Origin of the sequence: Streptacidiphilus sp. MAP12-33 (assembly GCF_041261265.1) — a bacterium.
Taxonomy (GTDB): domain Bacteria; phylum Actinomycetota; class Actinomycetes; order Streptomycetales; family Streptomycetaceae; genus Streptacidiphilus.
On sequence record NZ_JBGCCA010000057.1, the window covers coordinates 12,905 to 38,419 of the forward strand.

The 25,515-nt window shown below is 72.2% G+C and carries 16 protein-coding genes; 6 read left to right on the top strand and 10 right to left on the bottom strand.

Annotation, left to right across the window (positions count from 1 at the left end; translation table 11 throughout):
* Window positions 1–82 precede the first annotated feature (82 nt).
* Complete coding sequence (locus ABH931_RS37845) at window positions 83–1,495, top strand: amino acid permease (RefSeq protein ID WP_370124172.1); 1,413 nt, start codon at window positions 83–85, stop codon at window positions 1,493–1,495.
* A 200-nt stretch (window positions 1,496–1,695) separates the two neighbouring features.
* Here the strand turns inward: ABH931_RS37845 and ABH931_RS37850 are convergent, their stop codons facing one another.
* Window positions 1,696–2,337 (bottom strand): DsbA family protein, encoded by a 642-nt coding sequence (locus tag ABH931_RS37850; RefSeq protein ID WP_370124174.1) that lies wholly within the window; start codon window positions 2,335–2,337, stop codon window positions 1,696–1,698.
* 194 nt (window positions 2,338–2,531) lie between these two features.
* On the opposite strand from ABH931_RS37850, the gene pepN (ABH931_RS37855) reads away from it, so the two are divergent.
* Together pepN (ABH931_RS37855) and ABH931_RS37860 are read left to right on the top strand one after the other, a co-directional pair.
* Entirely contained in the window at window positions 2,532–5,120 is a 2,589-nt protein-coding gene (gene pepN, locus ABH931_RS37855; RefSeq protein WP_370124176.1) for an aminopeptidase N, read from the top strand.
* 152 nt (window positions 5,121–5,272) lie between these two features.
* The gene (locus ABH931_RS37860; protein WP_370124177.1) at window positions 5,273–7,123 is read left to right on the top strand and encodes a PQQ-binding-like beta-propeller repeat protein; all 1,851 of its coding nucleotides are present in this window, start codon (window positions 5,273–5,275) and stop codon (window positions 7,121–7,123) included.
* On the opposite strand, the gene ABH931_RS37865 is transcribed toward ABH931_RS37860, so the two are convergent.
* The 8 genes from ABH931_RS37865 to ABH931_RS37900 form a co-directional block, all read right to left on the bottom strand.
* Window positions 7,116–8,288 carry a S8 family serine peptidase gene (locus ABH931_RS37865; RefSeq protein ID WP_370124178.1) on the bottom strand — a complete coding sequence of 391 codons (1,173 nt, stop codon included), beginning with the start codon at window positions 8,286–8,288 and terminating at the stop codon, window positions 7,116–7,118. The two genes, ABH931_RS37860 and ABH931_RS37865, sit on opposite strands and share 8 nt — an antisense overlap.
* A 78-nt stretch (window positions 8,289–8,366) precedes the next feature.
* Window positions 8,367–9,764 carry a S8 family serine peptidase gene (locus ABH931_RS37870; protein WP_370124180.1) on the bottom strand — a complete coding sequence of 466 codons (1,398 nt, stop codon included), beginning with the start codon at window positions 9,762–9,764 and terminating at the stop codon, window positions 8,367–8,369.
* A gap of 53 nt (window positions 9,765–9,817) precedes the next feature.
* A complete protein-coding gene (locus ABH931_RS37875) occupies window positions 9,818–11,233 on the bottom strand; it encodes a WXG100 family type VII secretion target (protein WP_370124182.1) in 1,416 nt (471 codons plus the stop codon).
* 8 nt (window positions 11,234–11,241) lie between these two features.
* On the bottom strand, window positions 11,242–11,562 hold the full coding sequence (locus ABH931_RS37880) for a hypothetical protein (protein ID WP_370124185.1): 321 nt from the start codon (window positions 11,560–11,562) through the stop codon (window positions 11,242–11,244).
* A gap of 67 nt (window positions 11,563–11,629) precedes the next feature.
* Complete coding sequence (locus ABH931_RS37885; RefSeq protein ID WP_370124188.1) at window positions 11,630–12,283, bottom strand: alpha/beta family hydrolase; 654 nt, start codon at window positions 12,281–12,283, stop codon at window positions 11,630–11,632.
* A 36-nt stretch (window positions 12,284–12,319) separates the two neighbouring features.
* Window positions 12,320–13,033 (bottom strand): hypothetical protein, encoded by a 714-nt coding sequence (locus ABH931_RS37890; RefSeq protein WP_370124190.1) that lies wholly within the window; start codon window positions 13,031–13,033, stop codon window positions 12,320–12,322.
* A gap of 2 nt (window positions 13,034–13,035) precedes the next feature.
* The gene (locus ABH931_RS37895) at window positions 13,036–13,302 is read right to left on the bottom strand and encodes a hypothetical protein (RefSeq protein WP_370124193.1); all 267 of its coding nucleotides are present in this window, start codon (window positions 13,300–13,302) and stop codon (window positions 13,036–13,038) included.
* Between the two features lie 56 nt (window positions 13,303–13,358).
* Entirely contained in the window at window positions 13,359–14,600 is a 1,242-nt protein-coding gene (locus ABH931_RS37900; protein ID WP_370124195.1) for a hypothetical protein, read from the bottom strand.
* Window positions 14,601–14,734: 134 nt separating this feature from the next.
* On the opposite strand from ABH931_RS37900, the gene pepN (ABH931_RS37905) reads away from it, so the two are divergent.
* Together pepN (ABH931_RS37905) and ABH931_RS37910 are read left to right on the top strand one after the other, a co-directional pair.
* Entirely contained in the window at window positions 14,735–17,332 is a 2,598-nt protein-coding gene (pepN, locus tag ABH931_RS37905) for an aminopeptidase N (protein WP_370124198.1), read from the top strand.
* A 217-nt stretch (window positions 17,333–17,549) separates the two neighbouring features.
* Window positions 17,550–18,833, top strand: a complete 1,284-nt coding sequence (locus tag ABH931_RS37910) for an MFS transporter (protein WP_370124201.1) — start codon at window positions 17,550–17,552, stop codon at window positions 18,831–18,833.
* Between the two features lie 31 nt (window positions 18,834–18,864).
* Here the strand turns inward: ABH931_RS37910 and malQ are convergent, their stop codons facing one another.
* Window positions 18,865–21,021 carry a 4-alpha-glucanotransferase gene (gene malQ / locus ABH931_RS37915; RefSeq protein WP_370124204.1) on the bottom strand — a complete coding sequence of 719 codons (2,157 nt, stop codon included), beginning with the start codon at window positions 21,019–21,021 and terminating at the stop codon, window positions 18,865–18,867.
* 399 nt (window positions 21,022–21,420) lie between these two features.
* Between malQ and ABH931_RS37920 the strand changes: the two genes are divergently transcribed.
* Entirely contained in the window at window positions 21,421–25,410 is a 3,990-nt protein-coding gene (locus ABH931_RS37920; RefSeq protein WP_370124207.1) for a beta-N-acetylglucosaminidase domain-containing protein, read from the top strand.
* Window positions 25,411–25,515: the final 105 nt, after the last annotated feature.

The window sequence follows — 25,515 nt, forward strand, 5'->3', positions numbered from 1 at the left end:
ACCTTGTTCCCTGTCGAAACGGGCACGATCGACCGAATACTGATCAAGTCGGCTCAGTATCCGAACACCACCTGCAGGACTGATGAGCACCACGACCGCACCACAGAAGCAGCAGAACGGGCCCTCCCCCGCCTCCTCCGCTCCGAACGGCCTCTCCCAGGGCCTGCGGCAGCGCCACCTGTCGATGATCGCCCTCGGCGGCGTCATCGGCGCCGGCCTCTTCGTCGGCTCCGGCTCCGGCATCGCCGCGGCCGGCCCGGCGATCGTGCTCGCCTTCGCCGCCTCCGGCGCGCTCGTGATGCTCATCATGCGGATGCTCGGCGAGATGTCGGCCGCGCGACCCGCCTCCGGATCGTTCTCCGTCCACGCGGAGAAGGAGATCGGCGTCTGGGCCGGGTTCGCCTCCGGCTGGCTGTTCTGGCTGCTGCTCTGCGTCGGCGTCTCCGTCGAGGCCACGGGCGCGGCTGGCATCATGACCAACTGGCTGCCAGGCACGCCAAGTTGGATATGGGTCGCGCTCTTCATGGCGTTCTTCTGCGCGAGCAACCTGACCGCGGTGAAGAACTTCGGCGAGTTCGAGTTCTGGTTCGCTGCGATCAAGATCGTGGCGATCGTCGGCTTCCTGGTCCTGGGCGTCCTCGCGGTCCTCGGCGTCGTCGGCAAGGGCGCGCCCGGCCTCGCCAACCTCACCGGCCACGGCGGCTTCCTGCCGAACGGCGTCAACGGCCTGGTCACGGGCCTGCTCGCGTCCGTCTTCGCCTACGGGGGCCTGGAGACGGTCACCATCGCGGCGGCGGAGTCCGAGAACCCCGTCCGCAGCGTCGGCAACGCCGTGCGGACGGCGATGTGGCGCATCGCGCTCTTCTACGTCGGCTCGATGGCGGTCATCGTCACGCTGCTGCCGTGGAACGACGCGGGCGTGGTCAAGAACGGCCCCTATGTGGAGGTCCTGAACCTGCTCGGCATCCCGGCGGCGGCCCAGATCATGAACGTGGTCGTCCTGATCGCGCTGCTGAGCGCGATGAACGCGAACATCTACGGCTCGTCGCGGATGGCGTACTCGCTCGTCCAGCGCGGCCTGGGACCGAAGGCGGTCGCCCGGGTGGGCGGCGGGGTCCCCCGGGTCGCGGTGCTGGCCTCGTCCGCGTTCGGGTTCTTCGCGGTGCTGCTGAACTTCTGGTGGCCGACGACCGTCTTCGCGTGGCTGCTGAACGCCGTCGGGGCGGCGGTCCTGGTGGTCTGGGCGTTCATCTGCGTGGCGCAGCTGCGGATGCGGCGGCGGCTGGAGCGGGAGGCGCCGGGCGCGCTGACCGTGCGGATGTGGGGGTTCCCGTACCTGACGTGGGTGGCCCTGGCCGGCGTCGCCGGGGTGCTGGCGCTGATGCTGCTGTCCCACGCCAACCGCGTCCAACTGGCCTGCACCCTCGGCGCGACGGGCGTCCTGGCCCTGGCGGGCCTGGCCTGGCAGAAGCGAACTGTTGGCTCCCGCGGGTAGCTGCACCACTTCAGGCGGCGCAGCCGCCAGGGGCGCGGGGAACCGCCAGGGGCGCGGGGCTCTGCTCGATGTACTGCGTGCGCGACAAGCCACCGATGAGCGGATGGCCCCCGGTAACAGAGGGCCATCCGCACAGGGGGTTTGCTCGCGCCCGCAGTTGATCGAGCAGGGCCCGCGCCCCTGGATCGTGCGACCGGCCGTCAGTCGAAGATGGGGCCCTCGGTGCGGGTGCGCTTGATCTCGTAGAAGCCCGGCGTCGAGGCGACCAGGATCGTGCCGTCCCACAGGCGGCCCGCCGCCTCGCCCTTGGGGGCGGGGGTGACCACGGGGCCGAAGAAGGCGATGCGCTCGCCCGTCGGGCCCGGGACCGCGATGACGGGGGTGCCCACGTCCTCGCCCACGAGGGTGATGCCCTCCTTGTGGGAGACCCGCAGCGCGTCGTCGTAGTCGGTGGAGTCCATCGCGTCGGCCAGCGACTCCGGCAGGCCGGCCTCCGCCAGCGCCGCGACGATCGTCGCCCGGTCGCGCGGCTGGCCGCCGTTGTGGAAGCGGGTGCCGAGCGCCGTGTAGAGCGGGCCGAGCACGCCGGCGCCGTGCAGCTGCTGGGCGGCGATGCAGACGCGGACCGGCCCCCAGGCCTCCTCCATCAGCTTGGCGTACTTCTCCGGCAGGTCGCGGCCCTCGTTGAGCACGGCCAGGCTCATCACGTGCCAGGTGACCTTGATCGGCCGCTGCTTCTCGACCTCCAGCATCCAGCGGGACGTCATCCACGCCCACGGGCACAGCGGGTCGAACCAGAAGTCGGCGGTGACGGCGGGCGCGACGGGCTCGTCGACGGACATATACATGCTCCCTTGTCCTGCTTGTCCTGGTCTCGTCCAGGGTCTCTGCGGGCGTGATCCCCCTGGAGCCAAACGCGTACCCCGCCGCCACCATTCCCGGCACCACTCGGCGTGACAAGATGCCAGGACAAGCGATCCACGGTTCAGCGGCGCGACCACCCTCACCGCGCCCCGTCTGCACGAGGAGTACCGACGTGCCCGGCACCAATCTCACCCGCGACGAGGCCCGCGAGCGGGCCAGGATTCTCGCGGTCGACGGGTACGCCGTCGAACTCGACCTGCGCAGCGCCCTGGGCGACAGCGGCAGGTTCCGCTCTCGCACGACCCTGCGCTTCCGCTGCTCCGAGCCGGGCGCGGACTCCTTCGCGGACCTGCTGGCGCCGCACGTGCGCAGCGTCACGCTGAACGGGCGCGAGCTGGACCCGGCCGAGGTCTTCGACGGCTCCCGCGTCACGCTGCCCGGCCTGGCCGCCGAGAACGAGCTGGTCGTCGACGCCGACTGCGCCTACAGCCACACCGGCGAGGGCCTGCACCGCTTCGTCGACCCGGTCGACGGCGAGGTGTACCTCTACACCCAGTACGAGCCCGCCGACGCGCGCCGTGTCTTCGCGAACTTCGAGCAGCCCGACCTCAAGGCGTCCTTCTCCTTCACGGTGACCGCGCCCGCGCACTGGGAGGCCTTCTCCAACTCGGCCGCCACCGGCGCGCCGGAGCAGAACGAGGACCGCTCGCTGACCTGGACGTTCGCGCCCACGCAGCTGATCTCCACCTACATCACCGCGATCGTCGCCGGCCCGTACCACGTGGACCGCGACCACTACAGCCGCGAGCTGCCGGACGGCACCACGCTGGAGATCCCGCTCGGCGCGCTGTGCCGCAAGTCGCTTGCGCAGTACTTCGACTCGGACGAGATCTTCACCGTCACCAAGCAGGGCCTGGACTTCTTCCACGAGGAGTTCGACTACCCCTACCCGTTCGGCAAGTACGACCAGGCCTTCGTGCCCGAGTACAACATCGGCGCGATGGAGAACCCGGGCCTGGTCACCTTCCGCGAGGAGTTCATCTACCGCTCCAAGGTGACCGAGGCCGCCTACGAGGGCCGCGCCAACGTCATCCTGCACGAGATGGCGCACATGTGGTTCGGCGACCTGGTCACCATGCAGTGGTGGGACGACCTGTGGCTGAAGGAGTCCTTCGCGGACTTCATGGGCGCGTTCTCGCAGGTCGCGGCGACCAAGTACCAGGCGGGCTGGATCACCTTCGCCAACCGCCGCAAGGCGTGGGCCTACCGCCAGGACCAGCTGCCCACCACGCACCCGATCACTGCGGACATCCGCGACCTCGAGGACGCCAAGCTCAACTTCGACGGCATCACCTACGCCAAGGGCGCGGCCGTGCTGAAGCAGCTGGTCGCCTACGTCGGCCGGGACGCGTTCTTCGAGGGCGCGCGCCACTACTTCAAGCGCCACGCCTTCGGCAACACCACCCTGGACGACCTGCTGGCCGCCCTCGCCGAGACCAGCGGCCGCGGCGCCGAGGCGATGGCGGCGTGGTCCCGCTCCTGGCTGCAGACCGCCGGCGTCAACGCGCTCACCCCCGAGCTGACCGTGGACGCCGAGGGCCGGATCACCGACTTCGCCGTGCTGCAGGACGCCGCCGCCGACTACCCGACGCTGCGCCCGCACCGCGTCGCCGTCGGCCTGTACGACCTCACCGAGGACGGCCGCCTGGTGCGCAGCAAGCGCGTCGAGCTGGACGTGCGCGCGGAGGCGCGGACGCCGGTGCCGGAGCTGGTGGGCGTCCCGCGCCCGGCGCTGGTGCTGGTCAACGACGACGACCTGACCTACTGCAAGATGCGCTTCGACGAGGGGTCGCTGGAGACGCTGCGCGCCTCCCTCGGCGACATCGCCGACCCCCTCGCGCGCGCCCTGTGCTGGTCCGCGGTCTGGAACATGACGCGTGACGGCCTGATGCCGGCGCGCGACTACCTCGACCTGGTGCTGCGCTTCGCCGGCCGCGAGACCGACATCGGCGTGCTGCAGCAGGCGCACACCCAGGCCAAGCTGTCGCTGGAGCAGTACGTCGCCCCCGAGGGGCGCGCGGCGGCCGCGCGGGCGCTGGCGGAGGGCGCGCTCACCGAGCTGCGCGCCGCCCAGCCCGGCAGTGACCACCAGCTGGCGTGGGCGCGCTTCTTCGCGCAGTCCGCCGACGGCGACGCCGACCTGACCCTGGTGAGCGGCCTGCTGGCCGGAACGGGCCGGATCGACGGCCTCGACATCGACCAGGAACTGCGCTGGGCGCTGCTCCAGACGCTCGTCGCGAGCGGCCGGGCGGGCGACGCCGAGCTCACGGCCGAACTGGAGCGGGACAACACCGCGAGCGGCAAGCGCCTGGAGACCGCCGCGCGCGCCTCCGCCCCGAACGCGGAGACCAAGGCCCGCGCCTGGCACGCCGTCGTCGAGACCGACGAGCTGCCCAACGCCCTGCTGGAGGCGGAGATCGCCGGTTTCCAGCAGGCCTCGCAGCGCGAGCTCGTCGCCCCGTACGCGGAGCCGTACTTCGAGGTGCTGGAGAAGGTCTGGGCGGAGCGCTCCATCGAGATCGCGCTGCGCATCGTCAACGGCCTCTTCCCGCGCCTGGTCTCCACGGACGCCACGCTGGCCCGCACGGACGCCTGGCTCGCCGAGCACGAGGACGCCGCCCCCGCGCTGCGCCGCCTGGTGCGCGAGTGCCGGGACGACCTCGCCCGCGCCCTGCGCGCGCAGGCCTGCGACGCCCGCTGAGTCCGCCGATCCGCTGATCCGCTGAGTCCACTGGCGCGAAGGCGTTTCGCCCCCGTCTGTCCGCTCCCGCTAGGCTGGCCGGACGGGGGCGTGGCGCTGCGCGCTTCCGCGTTGACTGAACGTCAGTCGACGGTGTTCGGGAGGCGCACGGAATGACAGACCACAGTCCGGGCTCGGCCGCCGATGGCTCGACCAGCGAGGAGGCGGCCGCCGGGAGCGGGAACCTGCCGACGTCGACGGAGGCGGACCACCCCACCGTCACGCCGGAGGAGGCGCAGGACGGCCCGCCGCCGCGGCTCTCCGGGCAGCCCGGCTGGTCCTACGACGCCGCCGCGACGGCGTCGGACCCGGCCGCCACCATGCCGATGCCCATGCCGACGCCGATGACGCTGCCGCGCCAGGCGGAGGAGACGCAGCCCGTCGCAACCGTGAGAGCCGGTTGGTCATCGGCTTCGGCGTCCGTATCGGCGTCGGCCTCGGCCTCCGCGTCGGAGTCCGCGTCGGAGTCGGAGTCGGAGTCGGCGTTCTCGGCTCACGCTCCGTCGCCGTACGCGCTGCCGCCGACGGCACAGCCGCCGGCCGACGCCTGGCAGCGGCAGGGTACGTGGCCCGAGCTGCCGCCCCTGCCGTCCGCGCCGACGGGAGGTCGGCCGTTCTCCTCGTCCTCCGGCCCGCGCAGGCGGTTCAACCCGCTCCGGCCGCTGGGCCTGGGCCGGAGTGCACGCACCCGGATCATCGCCGGCGGTGTCGCCCTCGCCGCAATCGCCGTCACCGCCGTCGTGCTCACCACCGACGACGATGGCGGCGGAGGCACCACGGCGGCGGCCGGGACCGGGGCCGGTGCCGACGCCGCGGACGCCCGGACGCTGACCGCCGACTGGAGCCTGCCCGGCTCCGCGGCCGACCAGCAGGTGGGCACCTGGGTCACCGACTCCTACTTCGTCCGCGCCACCCGGTCCGGTGTCAAGGCCTACAAGCTCTCGGACGGCACCCCCGCGTGGACCGCCCGTCCGCTCACCGGCCCGGCCGTCCCCTGCGCGATGTCCCCGACGGTCTCCACCTCCGGCATCGGCACGATCGGCTTCGGTCCCGACACCTCGGACTGCACGACGGTGGTCGGCGTCGACACCCGCACCGGCAAGACCCTGTGGTCCACCCCGATGACCACCAAGGACCACAGCGCCGCCGCGCCCACGACCACGTTCCTCGACGGCGCGGTCGGCGTCGTCGTCAACGACACCGTCGTGGGTGGGGTCGACCTCACCGACGGCCACGTCATGTGGGGTTACAAGCCGCGCGGCCAGTACTGCAACGCCTACCCCTACGGCGGCGCGGGCGTCGTCCTGGTCGACGACTACTGCGCCGACGTCAGCCCCTCGTACGTGGTCACCGCGTTCGACGCGGCCACGGGCAAGGAGATCTGGCACAGACAGGGCACCGACCACATCCAGTTCGGCTCGATCGTCAATGCCGCCCCGGTCGTCGCGTCGCTGACGAACGGCACCGTCAACCTCTACAACACCAGCGGCACGCCCCACGCGCTCACCCTCGCGGACGGCTTCGACCCCAACCTCGGAGCGGCCGGCCCCACGGACAGCGGCGCCCGCACGGTCGGCACGACGACGCTGCTGCTCCCCTCACGCCAACAGACGCCCTCCCGTGCGGTCATCACCGCCGTCAACACCACGACGGGCGCCACCAACTGGACCTACGACGGCGACGGCCACCAGGGCGCCGCCCTCGTTCACCCGCAGCAGGACACCCCGACCGCGGGCAGCGCCAAGATCTACGCGATCTCGCTCGTCTCGGACTTCAGCCAGTACAGCTCCCCCGAGCTCGTCTCGCTGGACCCGCTCACGGGCCGCTCCACGGTCCTGGCCAACCTGCCGGGCAAGCCGAGCTCGTTCGTCTACACGGCGGGCACGGTCTACGCCCTCCCGGACGGCCGCGTCCTGCTCGTCGCCCTCGACGGGACCGGGACGGCCGTCCAGATGTTCAAGTAGCGTCCGGCAGCAGCGCCGACGCCTTCGGGCGCCGCTTCCGGCGGAGGGCGACGTCGACGAGGACGATCCCGGCCACCCCGAGCGCGCCGAAAACCCCGCGCAGGAGCAGGGACAGCCAAGTCCCCGACCCGTCCGCCGGGGCCGAGGAGGCGTCGAGACTCCAGCTCCAGTCGGCGAGGCCCGTCCCGGGCGGAACCGTGGCCCTCGGCAACGGCCCTGCGGCCGCGCCGGGATCGACGACGCGGCCGAGGTCCGGCCGCGCGATCCCGTAGCCGAGCCCCGGATCGGGCGCGGTGTGCCCCTGGGGCATGGCGGCCGTGCGGATCACGGTGGCGATGGTCTGGCCCGCGGTCAGCTCGGGGTGAGCGGAGCGGACGAGTGCGGCGATGGCGGCAACGTAGGCCGCCGCGTCGCTGCTGCCGCTGGCGCTGACCACCTGCGTGTCACTCGCGTCGCCCGCGCGGAGGATGTGGGCCCCCGGCGCGGCGACGGTGACGCCCCCCGTGGTCGAGCCGCTCCAGAGCTTGTTGTTCTCGTCGACCGCGCTGACCTTGACCACCCCGGGCCAGGACGCCGGGTACTGCCGCCGCGTCGAGCCGTCGTTCCCCGCCGCCGCGACCAGCACGACGTCGTGGCGCTCGGCGTAGGCGACCGCCGCCTCCTCGGCCGGATTGGCGGCCGGGCTGCCGAAGGACATGCTGATCACCTTGGCGCCGTGGTCCACGGCGTAGCGGATGGCCTGCGGCACGTAGTCGAGCCCGCGACCCCCCACGCCCTCGCCGATCCCGACGGGAAGGATCTTCGCACCCGGCGCGAGCCCGATGATCCCGTCCTGACCGTTCGGCCCGTGGCCTCGGCCGGCGATGATGCTGGCCATCCCGGTTCCGTGCCCGTCGGCGGAGTGGTCCTGCCGACCGTCACCGCCGAAGGCGAAGTCCATGCCCGGCAGTACGGCGCCCTGGAGGTCGACATGCGTCGCGCGCACACCCGAGTCGATCACCGCCACGGTCACGCCCGCGCCGGTGCTGCGCGGCCAGACCGTCTCCCGCGCCTGGTAGGCGCCGAGCACCCACTGCCCGTCCCGCACTCCGTCCGCGTGCGCGGAAGACACCGAGATGAGCAGCAGCGCTCCGGCGAGAGCCGCCCCTCCGAGACAGCGCGGCATCCTGCCCGAGCTCATTGCGTTCCCCCGCCCACCTACACACGTTCGATGAGCAGGACCCCACTCGACGCCGACCTGCGGCTACCGCCCCTGGCCTCCGCCGTAGCCCTGGCCCTGGCCGGGCTGCGGCGGGTACGGCTGACCACCACCGCCATAGGGGTTCGGCGGCTGCTGCCCGTACTGCCCCGTCGGCGGCTGGTACCCCTGCGGCGCCTGCTGCGGATACCCCTGCGGGCCCTGCGGATACGTCGGGTACCCGGGCTCCGCACCGCCACCACCCCCGGTCCCGCCCCCGCCGCCACCACCACGGCGGCTGCGGACGACGATGATGACGATCACCACGATGACGACGACGGCAGCAAGGCCGCCAAGGACGATCATCATCCCGGACGAGGACGAGGACGAACCGGACCCGGACGCGGTGGTGTTCGTCGCCCCAGGGCTCGCACTGCTGTTGTCACCGGCGCCCGAACCACTTCCAGCGGCGGCGCTCGCCTGCGGGAGCGGCCCGGAGGCCGGGCCAGGAGTGACAGCCATCTTCAGGTCGGGAGAGGCGATGCCGTAACCGTAGTGGGAGTCGGGTGCGGTGAGCCCCTTGGGGAGAATCGCGGTCTTGACGATGTAGTTGACGATCTGCCCCTGGGTCAGATCCGGGTGAGTGGAACGATAGAGAGCCGCGATCGCAGCGACGTACGCCGTCGCGTCGCTGGTCCCCGACCCCTTACTCATCTCGGTGTCGCTGCCGCAACTGTCGTGGACGATGTCAACGCCGGGAGCGGCGACAACGACGCCGCCCGCGTTGGAGCCGCTCCACACATTGCCGGTCTTGTCGACCGCACCAACCTTGATCACGCCCGGATCCGAGGCCGGATACATGTCAGTCGTGCTGCCGTCGTTGCCGGATCCCGCGACCACAACGACGTTGTGCCGTTCCGCATAGGCCACAGCAGCCTGCTCGTCCGGCGCCGGGGCAGCAGCAGCGAGTGAGATGCTGATGACCTTGGCACCGTGGTCTACCGCGTAACGAATCGCCTGAGGGACGTAGTTCGTGCCCTGGCCCGCGACTCCCCTGCCCACGCCGATCGGAAGGATCTTGGCTCCTGGGGCCAAACCCATGATGCCGTCCTGACCGCCGGGCCCGTGGCCGTGAGCAGCGATGAGGCTTGCCATCGCCGTTCCGTGGCACTCCGGGGAGTGGTCGGACTGGCCGTTGCCACCGAAGGCGAAGTCCGTCCCCTGGAGCACCTGCCCCCGAAGGTCGACCTGTGTGGCACGCACCCCGGAGTCGATGACGGCGACCGTGACGCCCTTGCCGGTGGAGTGCGGCCAGACCGCCGTTGCGGCCTCGTATCCCGACGACCCAATGGCCCACTGGGCATCTCGCGCCTGGTCCGCGTGCGCCGCCGGGGCCCCGGCAACGACGAGGGCTCCAGCGAGCGCTGCACCCCCCAAACCACGCAGTGCTCGACTGAAGCCCATACCGTCACCCCGCTCGCCTACGTACGTTCGACGAGCAGGACACTACTTGACTCTCAGAAATCAATCACGCCCGGGTTGGACGCGCCGTTCGCGTTCCAGGTCTCCTCGTCCTCGACGAGATACCCGGCACGCGCCTTGCGCTTCTTCTTGTTCTGACTACCCGAACCCATGCCACCGCCGCCGCCCATACCCATGGGCTCGCCCTGACCAGCACCTCCGGCACCCTCGCCCTCGGCACCGAGCGCGGCCTTCTCGGCGGCGGACATGCCATTCGCGCCCTCGCCAGCGGCCATGCCCTCACCCTCGGCCAGCCCACTGCCGCCGAGTCCGGCGCCACTCAGGCGTCCGCCGCCCAGACCGCCGCCACCGAGACCGCCGCCACCCAAGCCACCAAAACCGCCGACGCCGGCGCCGCCGCCGAAGCCGCCACGACCGCCACCGCTACCTGTACCGACCCCGCCTACGCCACCGAAGCCCGGACCGCCGTGAAGGCCGCCGCCAGCGCCGATACCGCTCTTCGGGCCGCCGAGGCCGCCGTCGAGCGTGCCCCCGACACCCGGCGGCGTGGTGCCACCCTGGCCGCCGTGGACTCCGGTGATCCCGCCACCGCCGGGCGTGAAGCCCCCGCCACCGCTCTGGCCGGGGTTGAAGCTGTCGTGGCCGCCACCGTTGCCACCGGTGATCGGCTGCACGCTGGCGTCACCGACGTGACGCGGCCCGGTGGGATTGTCACCGTAAGGGTTGACCGGCGGGTTGTCCTGCGCAGGAGGCGGGGGGCTCGGCCAGACCGTGGTGCCGGTCTCAATGGAGCCGGGCCCCTGCAACTGCGCCGCCGAGGCGTTGTACTGCCGACCGAGCCTCTCCATGACGACGACGGCCTGCTGGTGCACGCGCTCCCAGGCGCTGAGGTCACCACCGTCCATCTGAAGGGCCTTCTCGATCCCGAACTGCGCCGCGTCCTTGTGGAACTGGCTGTCGCTGGCACCGATCGAGCTGGTCATCTGGTCCCACTCGCTGGGCGGGTGCGGGAAGTCCCCCTGCGCGCTCGACAGCGCCAGGCTCGCCTGGGTCATCGCGACCTTGGTGTTGGTGGCGTACTGAGACCCGTTGGTCAGGCTCTGCTGCAGGGTCGTCGCGTTGGCGCGGAACGCGTCGGCACTGTCTCCGGTCCAGTGATCCAACATGTTGTTGACGTGCGTGCCGAGCCCGCTGGCGGCTTCGTTCAGGGCGTCGGCGACCTTGCCCCAATGGGTCGACACGTCCATCATCGCGGCGGGGTCGGCGTTCTGGACCATGTCCTTGAGGCCCTGGTAACCACCGGCCTGCTCGAAGTCGGTGGTGAAACCGTCGGTGCCGGTCTGACCGCCCGCGTTCTGAGCCAAGGCCTTCTTCCACGCGGCGTCCCCGGACTGCTGTGCACTCTTCTGCGCAGCCTGGTTCTGCTTGCGGAGGTTGTTGGCGTCGTCCACCCCGCTCATCAGGAGGCCCCCCTCGAGAACGTGCCGCTGACGGAGCTGTCGGTACCGGCGTACTGGTCGTGCGCCCTGCCGGTCTTGTCGGTGAACTCCTGGATCATCTGCTGCAGCGCGGTGATCATCGTAGACAGCTGCGACTTCATGTTGTCGTGCGCCTGGTACAGGTTCTGGGCCTCGAGGAAGCCCTCACCGCCGAACTGCGATGAGCTGAGATTCGTCTGGTAGTTGGCAACACCGCAGGGGGTGTCCATGCCGTCCGCGACTCCCTGCAGCTTCTTCAGAGTGTCTTGCAGGTAGCTCAGATCTACTTCATACCCAGCCATCGCAGGCCTCCCCGTTCATCGGCTTTTACACCCGCACACATCATAGGGATGACCACGGACAAGGTCCCTACCGGATCCTCCCCTGAAGCCAATCCGCAACAGCAGCCACCACATCGGGCACGACGTCAGTTTCCGTCTTCCGCACCGCGAAGCCGTGGTTGCCCGCCGAAAGTCCCACCAGGCGGTGCGTCTTCTCCGGCAGCGGAGGGAACTCCTCCGGCGCGCCGAAGGGATCCCTCGCGGCCTGGACCACCAGCGTCGGCAGGCCCGTGCCCAGCAGTTCGTCCGCCCGTGAGCGTTCCGGCTTGCCCGGCGGGTGGAGCGGGAAGGCCAGCGCGACGACGCCCGCCGCGCCCGTCGCGGCGCCCGTTCGGCAGGCGACGCGCGCGCCCGCGCTGCGGCCGCCGACGAACAGCGGCGCCGACTCCCCCACCGCCTCCCGCACGTGCGCGACGACCGGGAGCCACCCGGCGTCCAGCGTCTTCGGCGCGGGCGCGAGGCGCTTGCCGGCCACCCGCCACGGCTGCTCGACGAGCACGACGGCAACGGCGTCGACCCCGGCCGCGATCGCCTGGAGGTCCGCCGCCTCGATGCCGCCGCCCGCGCCGTGGCCGAGCAGCAGCACGCCGTGCGGCGCGCGGTCACGTCGGTACCAGGTGAGGCGGGCGTCGCCCGCCTCGGTGGGGACGAGTTCGACGGAGGGGGCAGGATGCGACGGCATGGGCCCAGCCTAGGGTCCGAGCGCCGTACCTTCGGGCTAGCGACCCTCGCGTTGCTGCTTCTCCAGCCTCATGCGCTCGTTCTCCTGCGGGTTCCGGTCCCGGAAAGGGTTCCTCTTCAACCACGTCCAGGTCTGCCGCACATCGGCGTCAGAGACGCTGTTGAAGGCGTCCACGAAGGCGAGGACCAGCAGCCGGGAGACTCGCGGGTCGTGCACGACCACGTCGTAGGTCGCGGTCACCCCGGCCCGGCGCACGAGTTCGAAGCCCGCCGAGGTCGGACCCGCACAGCGCACGTGGGCGGAGAACATTGCGTCCTTGTCGCTCTGATCCAGCCCCGGACCGCCGATGGAGAAGAAGTCGACCAGTTCGACGGCCGCCTGCACACCCCGCTTGACACCGGTCAGGGGCTGCCGCTCCGGCGTGAGCGTCCCGAGGTCGTGTTGGACGATCGGGCGCTTGTCCCGGTCATAGCGCCAGGCCATGTTGCCGACCGCGCCGATCTCGGTCTGCTGCCCGTCCCACGCCTTGCCCATCTTGACGTAGCCGAGCAGCTGCTGAGGGTCTGCCACGGGATACACGTAAAAGGGACGGACGTAGACGTCCAGGGGGAAGTCCTTGTGCATCCGGACCACCGGCTGCGACTGCCCGGCCGGGGTGACCCAGAACGTCGTGTGGTTCTTTCCGTAGTCGCCCCGGACGGAGAAGGCGGCGAGGGACTCGAAGGCGTGCGCGTGCTGATCGAAGGACACGGTCAGTGGCCTGCCCTTCCCCGACGACGGTAGTCGTCGACGGCGGTGTGGCTGAGGTCCTGGATCAGGTGCTGCACGTCTTCGACCTCCGCGCCCTCGCTCAGGCGCTTGAAGATGGCGCTCGCCAGCTCGCGCTGACGGGGGCTGCGGCCGTCCAGGAGTTCGCGGGACAGCCGCTCGGACGCGGCCTTGAGTCGCTCCTCCGAGACGGACGCCTCCGACGGGCGCCGGCTGGGCGGGAGGTTGAGGTTGCTGCCGAAGGTGGTCATGAGCCTGCTTCCGTGGTCCGGAACTGATCGGTGACTGGGTGCGAAGAGGCTGACGACTACGCCGCCGGAAGCATCGCGATGCGTCCCGCACCCAGCACCGGGGACCAGCCGCCGTTCTTCTCGAACTCGAAACCGCGCTGCTCGACCTGGTCGATCAGGCTGCCCAGGGTCGGCATCGGCGAGTTGATCGCCGACTCGATCGCACTCACGGCCTTCTTGATCTCAGCGATCGCCTTCTCGATCTTCTTGAAGATGCCGATGACCGCGTTGATGCGCTTGCAGATCTTCTCGACATCCTTGTAGATCTTGTAAAGCTTCCAGACGTCGATCCCTGCGGCAATGACATCGGCCACCGGATCCTCGGGGCCACCCCCGGCGACCTCGACCGCCGCGTCCGCCTCGACCATCTGCTTGGCCTGCTCGGCCAAGTCCTTGATCTCGTTATTGATCATGTCGTTGATATCGCGCAGCGCCGCAATCGCCAGCGCAACCGTCGTGTCATAGCCGATCTTGAATGCCTTGGCCGCGTCCTTGGCCGCGTCGCCGATGCCGCCGATGCCCATCGTCCAGGCGAACAGGTACTGGTCGAACGCGGCAGCCGTGGCGCCCTGCCACTCGGTGCCCAGCTTCCACGAGCCCTTCCTCAGGGTGCCGGCCACGGTGTAGAGGCCGTCGCCGAGCTCGTCGTAGGCGTCGGACAGATAGCGCAGACGTCCGAACTCACCGAGCAACGGCGTCACCAGGAGCTGCGAGAGGCTCTGGCCCGTGCACCACTGGAACAGGGTGTCGGCCAGCTTCATGATCTGGTCCTGGCTCACCAGGTGCAGACCGAGCGTGATGCTGTGCGCCTCGTCCGCCTCCGCGGACTTCGGCTCCTTCGGCTCCACCGCCTCGTCGGTGAAGTTGCCCACCATGCCCGCGCCCGGCAGGCCGCTGCTGCCGAAGTTGCCGAGCGCACCGCCGAAGGCCGAGGGGTAGAGCGAGCGCAGGCTCGCCGCGTTGTCCTCGTCGGTGCGCGTGTACTCCGCGCTGGTCTCGTGGACCTTGCCCGCTATCAGGTGCATACCGCGCGTCGCCTGGGCGATCTTGCCCTCGAAGAACTGCGCGACCTCCGGCACGATCGCCAGCATCGGCAGGAGCAGCAGCCCCTCGTCGAAACCCTGAGTGTTGCTGCACTGGCCGGCGCTCCACTGCCCCAGCCTGGCCAGATGGTCGCCCTGGTGGCCGACCAGTCCCTCGTACGAACCGAAGTCGCCGGCCGACGGCGCCCGAAACCCGTCCATGCGTTCCCCCTTCACCCACACATACGGTCAGACACCCTAGCCGCGCCCCGCACCGCGCCACCATCGCGCTCCGCGTAATCCGCCCGGCCCTCCCGCCCGGACGTGCAAAGATGCCAGCGAAGACACAGTCGACAAAGGAGTCACGCAGCGTGCCTGGCACCAACCTGACCCGCGAGGAGGCCCGTACCCGGGCCGAGCTCCTCCACGTGGACGGCTACGAGATCGAGCTCGACCTGAGCGCGGCGGCGGAGGGCGGCATCTTCCGCTCCACGACCGTGGTCCGGTTCACCGCCACCACGCCCGGGGCGTCCACCTTCATCGACCTCGTCGCACCGACCGTGCACGAGGTGTCGTTGAACGGCACCACCCTGGACCCCACCGAGGTCTTCGCCGACAGCCGCATCGCGCTGTCGGGCCTCGCCGCCGAGAACGAGCTGCGCGTCGTCGCGGACTGCGCGTACAGCAGCACCGGTGAGGGTCTGCACCGCTTCGTCGACCCGGTCGACCAGCAGACCTACCTCTACACACAGTTCGAGGTACCGGACGCGCGCCGCGTGTTCGCCTCCTTCGAGCAGCCGGACCTCAAGGCGACGTTCGCCTTCACCGTGACCGCCCCGACCGGGTGGAAGGTGATCAGCAACGAGGTCTCGCCGGAGCCGGAGAAGGGCGCCGTCGAGGGCACCGAGGTGCACCGCTTCCCGGTGACGCCGCGGATGTCGACCTACATCACCGCGCTGATCGCGGGCCCGTACCACGGCGTCTTCAGCGAGTACGTAAGCCCGGACGGCGAGCAGCGCGTGCCGCTGGGCGTCTACTGCCGCCCGTCGCTGGCCCAGTACCTGGACGCGGACCACATCTTCGACGTCACGCGTCAGGGCTTCGACTACTTCCAGGACAAGTTCGACTTCGCCTACCCGTTCTCCAAGTACGACCAGCTGTTCGTGCCGGAGTTCAACGCCGGCGCGATGGAGAACGCGGGCGCGGTCACCATCCGCGACCAGTACGTCTTCCGCTCCAAGGTGACGGACGCCGCGTACGAGACGCGCGCCACGACCATCCTGCACGAGCTCGCGCACATGTGGTTCGGCGACCTGGTCACCATGGAGTGGTGGAACGACCTCTGGCTGAACGAGTCGTTCGCGACCTTCGCCGAGACCGTCTGCCAGGCCGAGGCCGAGGGCAGCCGCTGGCCGAACATCTGGACCTCCTTCGCGAACCAGATGAAGACCTGGGCGTACCGCCAGGACCAGCTGCCGTCCACGCACCCGATCATGGCGGAGATCAACGACCTGGAGGACGTCCAGGTCAACTTCGACGGCATCACCTACGCCAAGGGCGCCTCCGTCCTCAAGCAGCTGGTGGCCTACGTCGGTCAGGACGCGTTCTTCGCGGGCGTGCAGGCCTACTTCAAGCGTCACGCCTGGGGCAACACCCGTCTGTCCGACCTGCTGACCGCGCTGGAGCTGACCTCCGGCCGTGATCTGAAGGCCTGGTCGAAGTCGTGGCTGGAGACGGCCGGCATCAACATCCTGCGCCCGGAGCTGGAGGTGGGCGCCGACGGCGTGATCACCTCCTTCGCCGTCCGCCAGGAGGCCCCGGCGCTGCCGGCCGGCGCGCGCGGCGAGGCCGTGCTGCGGCCGCACCGCATCGCCATCGGCCTGTACGAGCTGGAGGGCGACGCCCTCAAGCGCGTCGAGCGGATCGAACTGGACATCGAGGCGACCGAGCTGACGGAGGTTCCGCAGCTGGTCGGCCGCGACCGTCCGGCCGTCATCCTGCTCAACGACGACGACCTCTCCTACGCCAAGATCCGCCTGGACGAGTTCTCGCTGGCCAACGTCACCGCGCACATCGCGGACTTCGCCGACTCGCTGCCGCGTGCGCTGTGCTGGGCCGCCGCCTGGGACATGACCCGCGACGGCGAGATGGCCACCCGCGACTACCTGGAGCTGGTGCTGCACGGCGTCGGGCGGGAGTCCGACATCGGCGTGGTGCAGTCGCTCCAGCGCCAGGCCAAGCTGGCCGTCGAGCTCTACGCCGCCCCGGAGTGGCGCGCGACCGGTCGCGCGAAGTACGCCGAGGCCGCGGAGCGCCTGCTGCGCGCGTCCGAGCCGGGCAGTGACCACCAGCTGGCGTGGGCGCGGGCGTTCGCCGGTTCGGCGGCCACGGTGGAGCACCTGGCGCTGCTCTCCGGTCTGCTGGACGGCTCGGTCGAGGTCGAGGGCCTGGCCGTCGACACCGAGTTGCGCTGGGCGCTGCTGGAGCGCCTGTCCGCGACGGGTGTCGCGGACGAGGCCTCCGTGATGGACGAGCTGGAGCGCGACGCCACGGCGGCGGGCGAGGCCCACGCGGCCACCTGCCGGGCCGCGCGTCCGACCCCCGAGGCGAAGGCCGCGGCCTGGGCCTCGGTGGTGGAGGCGGAGACGCTCACCAACACCGTCCAGGAAGCCGTCATCGCGGGCTTCGCCCAGATGGAGCAGGCGGACCTGCTGGCGCCCTACACGGCGAAGTACTTCGACGCGATCAAGGGTGTCTTCGAGCAGCGCTCGCACGAGATGGGCCAGCAGATCATCGTCGGTCTCTACCCGTCGATCCAGGTCTCCCAGGACACCCTGGAGGCCACGGACGCCTGGCTCGACGCGAACGCGCCGGCCCCGGCGCTGCGCCGCATGGTCGTCGAGTGCCGCAGCGGCGTCGAGCGCGCGCTGAAGGCCCAGGCGGCGGACCACGCAGCGGATCGGCGCTAGCCGAAAGGGGCGCGGGGCCCTGCTCGCTGAGCGACCCACCACCCGTGGTGGCTTGTCGCGCACGCAGTTCATCGAGCGGGGCCCCGCGCCCCTGTGGCGGGCTACGCGCCTGCCGAAAGTGGCCCACTCGTACGGTGCCGGTTTGGCTCTGCCGCGTGAGCCATCTGCTCCGTAACGTGGATCTCGCCAGGGGAGAGCGAGCCACCGAGGAGTCACCGTGTCGACCTCCGGAGCGCAACGCGCGCTCGTCACCGCGCAGTTGGTCAGCGCCGTCGGGGACGGCGCGTACTACACCTGCTCGGCGCTGTACTTCACGCACGTGGTGGGCCTGTCGGCGTTCCGGCTCGGGCTGGGGCTCGCCGTGGGGTGGACGGCCGGATCGGTCGCCGGGGTGCCGCTCGGCCATCTCGCCGACCGGCGCGGGCCCCGGGGAACCGCGGTGCTGTTCGCGTTCGCCGCCGCGGCCGTCGTCGCCACGTTCCTCGTGGTCCGCTCGTTCGTGCCGTTCCTGATCGCCGTCTCGGTGTACGCCACCGCGCAGTCCGGCCTCGGCAGCGCCTCCCAGGCGCTGGTGGGCGCGCTGGTGAGCCCCGCCGAGCGGACCCGGCTGCTGGCCCGGCTGCAGTCGACGCTCAACGGGGGCCTGGGCATCGGCGCGGCCCTCGGCGGCGTCGCCCTGTACAGCGGCACCCGCGCGGCGTTCCTCGGCGTCTTCGCTCTCGACGCGCTGAGCTTCGTGGCCTGCGGACTGATCCTGCTGCGGCTGCCGAGCGTCCCGGCGGCGCCGACCCCCACCGCTCCCGGCGAGCCCAGGCTCGCGGTGCTGCACGACCGGCCCTACGCCGTCGTCGCGCTGCTCAACACCGTCCTGCTGCTGCGCATGCCGCTGCTCAGCCTGGTGATCCCGCTGTGGATCGCCTCCCGCGCGGCCGAGCTCGGCTGGCTGAGCTCGGTCCTGTTCGCCCTCAACACGGTGGCCGTGCTGCTCTTCCAGGTGCGCACCGCCCGCGCCGTCACCGGGCTGGGATCGGCCTCCCGCGCGGTGCGCCGGGCCGGGCTGCTGCTGTTGGCTTCCTGCGTGGTCTTCGCCGGATCGGCCGCCGGGCTGCCGCTGTGGGTGACGGGCGCGGTGCTGGTCGCGGCGGCGGTCCTCCAGGTCGTCGGGGAGATGCACCAGTCCGCCGGGTCGTGGCAGATCAGCTTCGACCTGGCACCGGCCCACCGGCTCGGCCAGTACCAGGGCTTCTTCGGATCCGGTGTGGCTGTCGCCCGCACCCTGGGCCCGCTCGTGCTGACGACCCTGCTGCTGACCTGGGGTGTTCCCGGCTGGCTGCTGCTGGGCGGGCTCTTCGCCGCGGCCGGATGCGCGATGGGGCCGGCGGTCCGGTGGGCCGAGCGCAGCCGGACCACCGGACCACAGACCGCTGTCGACACCAGGGCAGTCGACACGAGCGCGGTCGACACGAGCGCCGTCGACACCGGGGTGGCGGTCGGGGTGTGAGGCCCCGGACCGCGCCCGCTCGCCGCCCCGCCTACTCGCTCGTGGTGCTCCCCTCCCGCATGACCGCCGCGAACTCCGCCGTCCGCTCGGCGGCGGCCAGTTGGTCCAGCGTCGCCGGCTTGCCGTTGGCGTCAGCGATCGGGAGACGCCAGTTCGGGTACTCGTTGGAGGTGCCCGGGAGGTTCTGCGGGCGAGGGTCACCGAGGACGTCGGGGAGCCAGGCGCCGACGAGCTCGGCCGGCGTGCGCAGCAGGTAGCGGTGCAGCGCCGCCACCGCGTCCGGGAGGTGGCGGCCGTCCGGCGGTTCCAGCAGGTCCGCCGCCGGGCCCTCGCCGTAAGGGGGGACGGTCATCAGGCCCTCGCGGGCCAACTCGCCGAGCCACTCCTCGCGTTCGGTCTCGTCCTCGGCCTGCTCCTCGGCGAGCGGGCGGGACAGCAGGCCGAGGCGGTGGCGCAGCTCGACGTGGTCGCCGCTCAGGCGGGACGCCGTCGGCGGGAGGTCGTGGGTGGTGAGGGTGGCGAGGCAGTCCTCGCGCCACCGCTCCGGCGGGAGCGGCGAGCCACCCCCCAGCTCGGACCAGTCGCGCTCGAACCAGAGCACGGACGTGCCCAGTACGCCGCGCGCGGCCAACTGCTCGCGGACGCCCGGCTCGACCGTGCCGAGGTCCTCGCCGATCACCACCGCGCCCGCCCGGTGCGCCTCCAGGGCGAGCACGCCCAGCATCGCCTCGTGGTCGTAGCGGACATAGGTGCCCTCCGTGGGCGGGCAGCCCTGCGGCACCCACCAGAGCCGGAACAGGCCCATCACGTGGTCCACCCGCAGCGCGCCCGCGTGCCGGAGGTTGGCGCGCAGCAGCTCCGCGTAGGGCGCGTAGCCGGCGTCGGCGAGCGCGTCGGGCCGCCACGGCGGGAGCGCCCAGTCCTGGCCGTGGGCGTTGAAGGCGTCCGGCGGCGCGCCCGCGCTGATGCCCTCCGCGAGGCAGTGCTGAAGCGCCCAGGCGTCCGCGCCGTCCGGGTGGACACCGACGGCGAGGTCGTGGACCAGGCCGACGGACATCCCGGCGGAGCGGGCGGCCGCCTGCGCGGCGCCCAACTGCTCGTCGACGAGCCAGGCGAGCCAGGCGTGGAAGTCGACCCGGTCGGCCAGCTCGATCCTGGCGCGGGCGACGGCCGCGCTGCCCGGCTGGCGCAGTCCGGTGGGCCAGCCCCGCCAGGCCGGGCCGTGGACCTCGGCCAGCGCGCACCAGGTCGCGTACTGGAGCAGGCCCTCGCCCTCCCGCTGCAGGAACGCCCGGTACGCGGCCTCGCGGCCGACGCCGCGCGGGACGGCGTGGATCACCTCCAGCGCCTCGCGCTTGGCGGCCCAGACCGCGTCGCGGTCGATCAGGGTCTCCTCGATCAGGACGCCCTCCCGCAGCCGCGCGCCGCGCCGGGCCGCGTCCTGGACACGCTCGCGGGCCTCGGGCGTCAGGTAGGCGTACTCCGGCACCGCCTCGACCCGCAGGTGGACGGGATCGGCGAAGCGCCGGGAGGACGGGCGGTAGGGGGAGGGGTCGGAGTGTCCGTCCGGGCCGGGGGGCATGCCCGCGTGCAGCGGGTTCAGCTGGACGAAGCCCGCGCCCAGCGTGTGGCCGGACCAGCGGGCGAGCTCGGCGAGGTCGGTGAGGTCGCCCATGCCCCAGGAGCGCTCGCTGAGCAGGGAGTAGAGCTGGACCAGGAACCCCCAGGCGCGGCCGGCCGGTCCGGCCAGCCGGTGCGGGGCGACCAGCAACGGCGCCGCGGTGGAGACGCGGTCGCCGAGGCGCGCGCAGAGCGTGTGCCGGCCGACCGGAAGGTCCGCCGGGAGCGGGCGGGTCTCCCCCGCGTCGGTCAGGTGCAGGCCCCGGGGGAAGGGCGACCCGATGGTGACGGTCTGTCCGTCCTCCAGCTCGACCCAGGCCTCGGCGGCTGCGGGCAGCGGCACCTCCTCGCTGGTGCCGGCGCGCAGCACGATCGCCCGCGGCAGCAGGCGGCTGGTGCGCCGGGCGTGCAGACCGGCGAGCGCGGCCTCCGCCGCGGCCTCGGTCCCCGCGTCCACGCCCATCGCGGCGAGGACCGCGCGGAGCGTGTCGGGCGGCGCGACCCGCCCCTCGAACTCGGTGTCCACACCGTAGGCGTGGGCCAGCGTCTCCAGGGCGGCGGGTGCCACAGGCGGTCTCTCCTCAAGCCGGAGGGGCGTACATGCGTGACGTGCGACGTGCGACGTGCGACATGCGACATGCGTGACAACGGCGCGAACGGCCAGACGGTCACATACCCGCAAACAGGACGCCGCACCGTCCTCGGGGGCAGCGCAACGAAGCCATTCGGAGTTCACTCTCCCGTATGTAGACGGACACGCCCGTGCATTGACATGCCAAGGGCGGGGATGGTGGGGTTGAGGCGTTCGGCCGGGCCCGTGGTTCCGGCCCGAACGGGTTCGGCTTCCGGGGGCGCGGGGAGCTGTGCGGCAGGTCGTCCACCGACACTGTCCGTACGGTTGCCCGCGCCCTCGGGCGTTTCCGGACGCAGCCCCGCCCGCACACCCGACTCGGCATCAGGAGTCCCCGTGGACCACCGGCCCGGCCCGCCCTCCGACGGCTTCGTGGCCGCCCTGGGCAGCAGCCTGCGTCGGACCGTCGCGGAGCACCAGACGTTGCAGCAGTTGTTCACCTCCACCGCTGTGGTGACGGCCCGCCGCACCGCCGCGCGGACCGCGCGTCGGCTCGCCCCGGAGACCGCCGACCGGTTCATCGCGCAGCTCAAGGGCACGGCTCCGCTGCTCGCGGCCCTCCCGCAGCTCCCGCAGCAGGTACGCACGCGCGGCGCGGCGCTGCGCGCGAGCGCGGCGCTGACCGTCGCGGCGGTGGTCGGCAGCGGGCTGGTGGGCAACGCGGGCACGGCGCTGGCGAGCGCCGGGCCGCGCGCGTCCGCGCAGGTGCTGACGCAGAGTGCGACCGTGCCGCCCCCGGGCGCCGACGGGACGTCGGCCGGCGGGCCGGCCATCTATCCGCGCCCGCAGCGCGAGCAGGCGCAGGGCAGTGCGGTGGCGCGTCCGGCGCGGGTCGCGCTGGCGGTCGCACCGAACGCCGACCCGGGCGCGCTCGCGGTGCTCCAGGCGGCCCTCGCGGCGGCGGGCGTGCAGCGGGTCGACACTGTCGCCCCGGACAGCGACCCGCAGCCCGGGGCGTTGACGATCTACCTGGGCGGCGCGACGGAGGGCGCGGGCGGCGGCACGGACCGCGCGCTGCGGTCCCTCACCGGGGCCGGGCAGGCGGCGCTCTCCCCCATCGGGCTGCCCGCCGGGGGCTACGTGCTGGTGTCCGGCACGACGAACACGCCCGGCAGGCCCGGGGTCGCCGTCCTCGCGGGCGTGGACGCGGAGGGCACCTACAACGCGGTGCAGTCCTTCCGTCAGGTCCTCGGGCCGGGTGGCACCCTGCCGGGGCTGGCCGTGCAGGACTGGCCGGCGGCGGCGGTCCGCGGCGTCGTGGAGGGCTTCTACGGCACCCCGTGGTCCGCACGGCAGACCGCCGACATGATCGACTTCCTGGGGCAGACCAAGCAGAACCGGCTGTTGTACGCGCCGGGCGACGACCCCTACCGCGACACGCTGTGGCGGTCCCCCTACCCGGCAGGCCAGCAGGCCGAGCTGCGCGCGCTGGCGCAACGGGCGGCGCTGAACCACGTCACCCTCGGTTACTCGCTCTCGCCCGCCTCCTCCCTGTGCTACACCTCCCGCAAGGACCAGGACGCGCTGGTGGCCAAGCTGGAGCAGCTGTGGGGCCTCGGCCTGCGCTCGTTCCAGCTGGACTTCTCCGAGGCCACCTACTCGCACTGGCACTGCGACGAGGACGCCAACGTCTACGGGCACGGCCCGGAGGCCGCAGCCAGGGCGCAGGCCGACGTCGTGGGCGTCGTGCTGCGGCGGTTCCTCGGGCGGCACCCGGGCGCGGACGGGCTGACCGTGCTGCCGAGCGAGTACCACCAGACCGGCGCCACCCCCTACCGCACGGCCCTGGCGAAGGAGCTGGACGGAAGCGTGCGGATCGCCTGGACCGGCGCGGGTGTGGAGCCTGCGACGATCGACGCGGACGACCTGACGGCCGCCCAGCAGGTGCTCGGCCACCCGCTGATGACGGAGGACAACTACCCCGTCAACGACTCAGCGCAGGACCGCCTCTACCTGGGCGCGTACCAGGGCCGGGACGCGACCGTGGCGAACGGGACGGCCGGCCTGCTGGTCAACGCCATGCAGCAGCCCGTCGCCTCGCGCATCCCCCTGTTCACCGCGGCGGACTTCGCCTGGAACCCGGTGGCCTACCAGCCGGACGCCTCCTGGCAGGCCGCGGTCTCCGCGCTGGCGGGCGTCACCGCCTACGGCACCGGGACGGCGCAGCTCGGCACGAAGACCGGTGCCGCCGACGCCGGCGCGGCGGCCGCGCAGGCCCGCTCGGCGCTGGCGGCACTGGCGGGGAACAGCGCGTCCTCCCCGCTCGGGCAGCAGGAATCGGCCTATCTGCGACCGCTGCTGGCCGCCTTCTGGTCGGCCTTCGAACCGGCGTCGCCCCGCCCGGACGCCGCAGACCCCGCCGCGGCGACGGCCCGATCCAAGGCCGCCGCGCAGCTCCGTGCCGCGTTCACCACGATGGCACGGGCCACTGACAACCTGTCGGGCGTCGCCGACGGGCAGCTGCTCACCGAGGACTCCGCCTGGATCCAGGAGCTCGCCCAGTACGGCCGCGCCGGGCAGGCCGCCGTCGACATGCTCGCGGCGCAGCGCGCCGGGAACGGCGCGGTGGCGTGGGAGCAGCGCAGCGTGCTGCGCCAGCAGCTGAACCAGCTGAGCGGCAGCGGAGTGACCCTCGGCAAGGGCGTCCTGGACACCTTCCTGGACCGCGCGCTGAAGGCCTCCGACAGCTGGACCGGCGTCGACGGTGACCAGCTCACCCCGACCAGCTCGATGGGCACCGCCCAGGACCACGACCCGGCGCTGATGGTCGACGGCGACCCCGACACCTACTACTGGACCAGCGCTCCCCCGCAGGCCGGAGACACCGTCGGCGTCGACCTCGGCAGCGACACCCCGGTGCGGAACGTCCACATCCTGATGGGCGGCCCCGACGGCGACGTCGCCCAGGGCGAGGTGCTGCAGGACGCGGTGCTGGAGTACGCCACCGACGACGGCTCGTGGGTGCAGCTGGGCCACTACCACGGGCGTGCCGAGATCGACGCGACGCTCCCGGCCGGCACCGTCGCCCGCTACCTGCGGCTGCGCGCCGCCTCCGGCCAGGACAGCGCGGTCGCGGTCCGCGAGTTCAGCGTCACCGCGCCGGACGCCACGGCGATGACCGCGACCGGTCCGGCCGCGGTCGACGGCTCCCCCGTCTCCAACGTCGTCGACGGCGACCTGGACGCCCCTTACCAGGCGGCGTCCGCGCCGCAGCCCGGGGACGCGCTGACGGTGACCCTCGGTCAGACCCGGCCGCTGAGCCGCGTCGTGGTGCTGACGGACGGCTCCGTCCGCGCTCCCGGCTGGGTCGAGGTGCACAGCACGGACAAGGGCTGGACCCGCCTCGGCGCGTCCGCGTCCGACGGCTACACCGAGCTCGCCTCGGATCCGAAGCTGCGGGTGGACGAGATCAGGGTCGTCTGGTCCGGCGCACCGGGCAGCCAGGCGCCGACGGTCTACCAGGTCATCCCGTGGTACGCGGACACACCCCCGGCGACGTTGCAGCTCGGGGCCCAGAGCGTCGACCTGGAGGCGGGCGGCGCCCCCGTCGCCCTGCCCGGGGTGCTCCAGGCGCAGGGCGTCGGTGGGGCGACCGGCGCGGTCGCGGCGAAGCTCCCGGCCACGGCGAAGGGTGTCACCGTCACCGGCACCGGCCCCGTCGCGCTCCCGCGCGGCGGCAGCGCGGGCGTCCCGCTGAGCTTCACCGCGGCGGCGAACAGTCCGACGGGCTCGTACGTCGCGCACGTGACCTTCACGGTCGGCGGGCGGGTCGCGACGCAGGACGTCACCGTCCACGTGTGGCCCCTCACGGCCGGCCCGGACCTGGCGACGGGCGGCACGGCGACAAGCTCGGCGGACGAGACGTCCGACTTCCCCGCGTCGAACGTCAACGACGGCGATCCGACGACCCGGTGGTCGTCGCCCGCGCAGGACGACGAGTGGGTCCAGGTGCAGTTGGCCGCGCCGGCGACGCTGGGCGAGGTGGTCCTGCACTGGCAGGACGCGTACGCGTCGCGGTACGAGGTCCAGACCTCGATGGACGGCACGCACTGGACCACCGCGGCGGCGGTGAACAGCGGGCACGGCGGGGACGAGACGGTGCGCTTCGCGGCGGTGACGGCGCAGTACGTGCGGATGCAGGGGTTGTCGCGGGCGACGCGGTTCGGGTACTCGCTGTGGGGCATGGAGGCGTACGCCGTCGTCCCGGCAGCTCCCACGCCCACCCCGACACCGACCCCGCCCTCACCGTCCCCGACGGCGAGCACACCCCCGGCGTCCCCCGACCCCACCCCCTCGGACACCCCCTCGCCGACGGCAACGTCGTAGGGCCCCAGGCGGCGCAGCCGCCTCAGGGGCGCAGCCGCCTCAGGGGCGCAGCCGCCTCAGGGGCGCAGCCGCCTCAGGGGCGCAGCCGCCTCAGGGGCGCAGCCG

What these genes read in the sequence shown, in the direction of transcription:
- ABH931_RS37845 (WP_370124172.1), top strand. Translation starts at nt 83, where the DNA reads ATGAGCACCACGACCGCACCACAGAAGCAGCAGAACGGGCCCTCCCCC.
- ABH931_RS37880 (WP_370124185.1), bottom strand. Translation starts at nt 11,562, where the DNA reads ATGGCTGGGTATGAAGTAGATCTGAGCTACCTGCAAGACACTCTGAAG.
- ABH931_RS37860 (WP_370124177.1), top strand. Translation starts at nt 5,273, where the DNA reads ATGACAGACCACAGTCCGGGCTCGGCCGCCGATGGCTCGACCAGCGAG.
- ABH931_RS37895 (WP_370124193.1), bottom strand. Translation starts at nt 13,302, where the DNA reads ATGACCACCTTCGGCAGCAACCTCAACCTCCCGCCCAGCCGGCGCCCG.
- ABH931_RS37885 (WP_370124188.1), bottom strand. Translation starts at nt 12,283, where the DNA reads ATGCCGTCGCATCCTGCCCCCTCCGTCGAACTCGTCCCCACCGAGGCG.
- ABH931_RS37870 (WP_370124180.1), bottom strand. Translation starts at nt 9,764, where the DNA reads ATGGGCTTCAGTCGAGCACTGCGTGGTTTGGGGGGTGCAGCGCTCGCT.
- ABH931_RS37850 (WP_370124174.1), bottom strand. Translation starts at nt 2,337, where the DNA reads ATGTCCGTCGACGAGCCCGTCGCGCCCGCCGTCACCGCCGACTTCTGG.
- ABH931_RS37865 (WP_370124178.1), bottom strand. Translation starts at nt 8,288, where the DNA reads ATGCCGCGCTGTCTCGGAGGGGCGGCTCTCGCCGGAGCGCTGCTGCTC.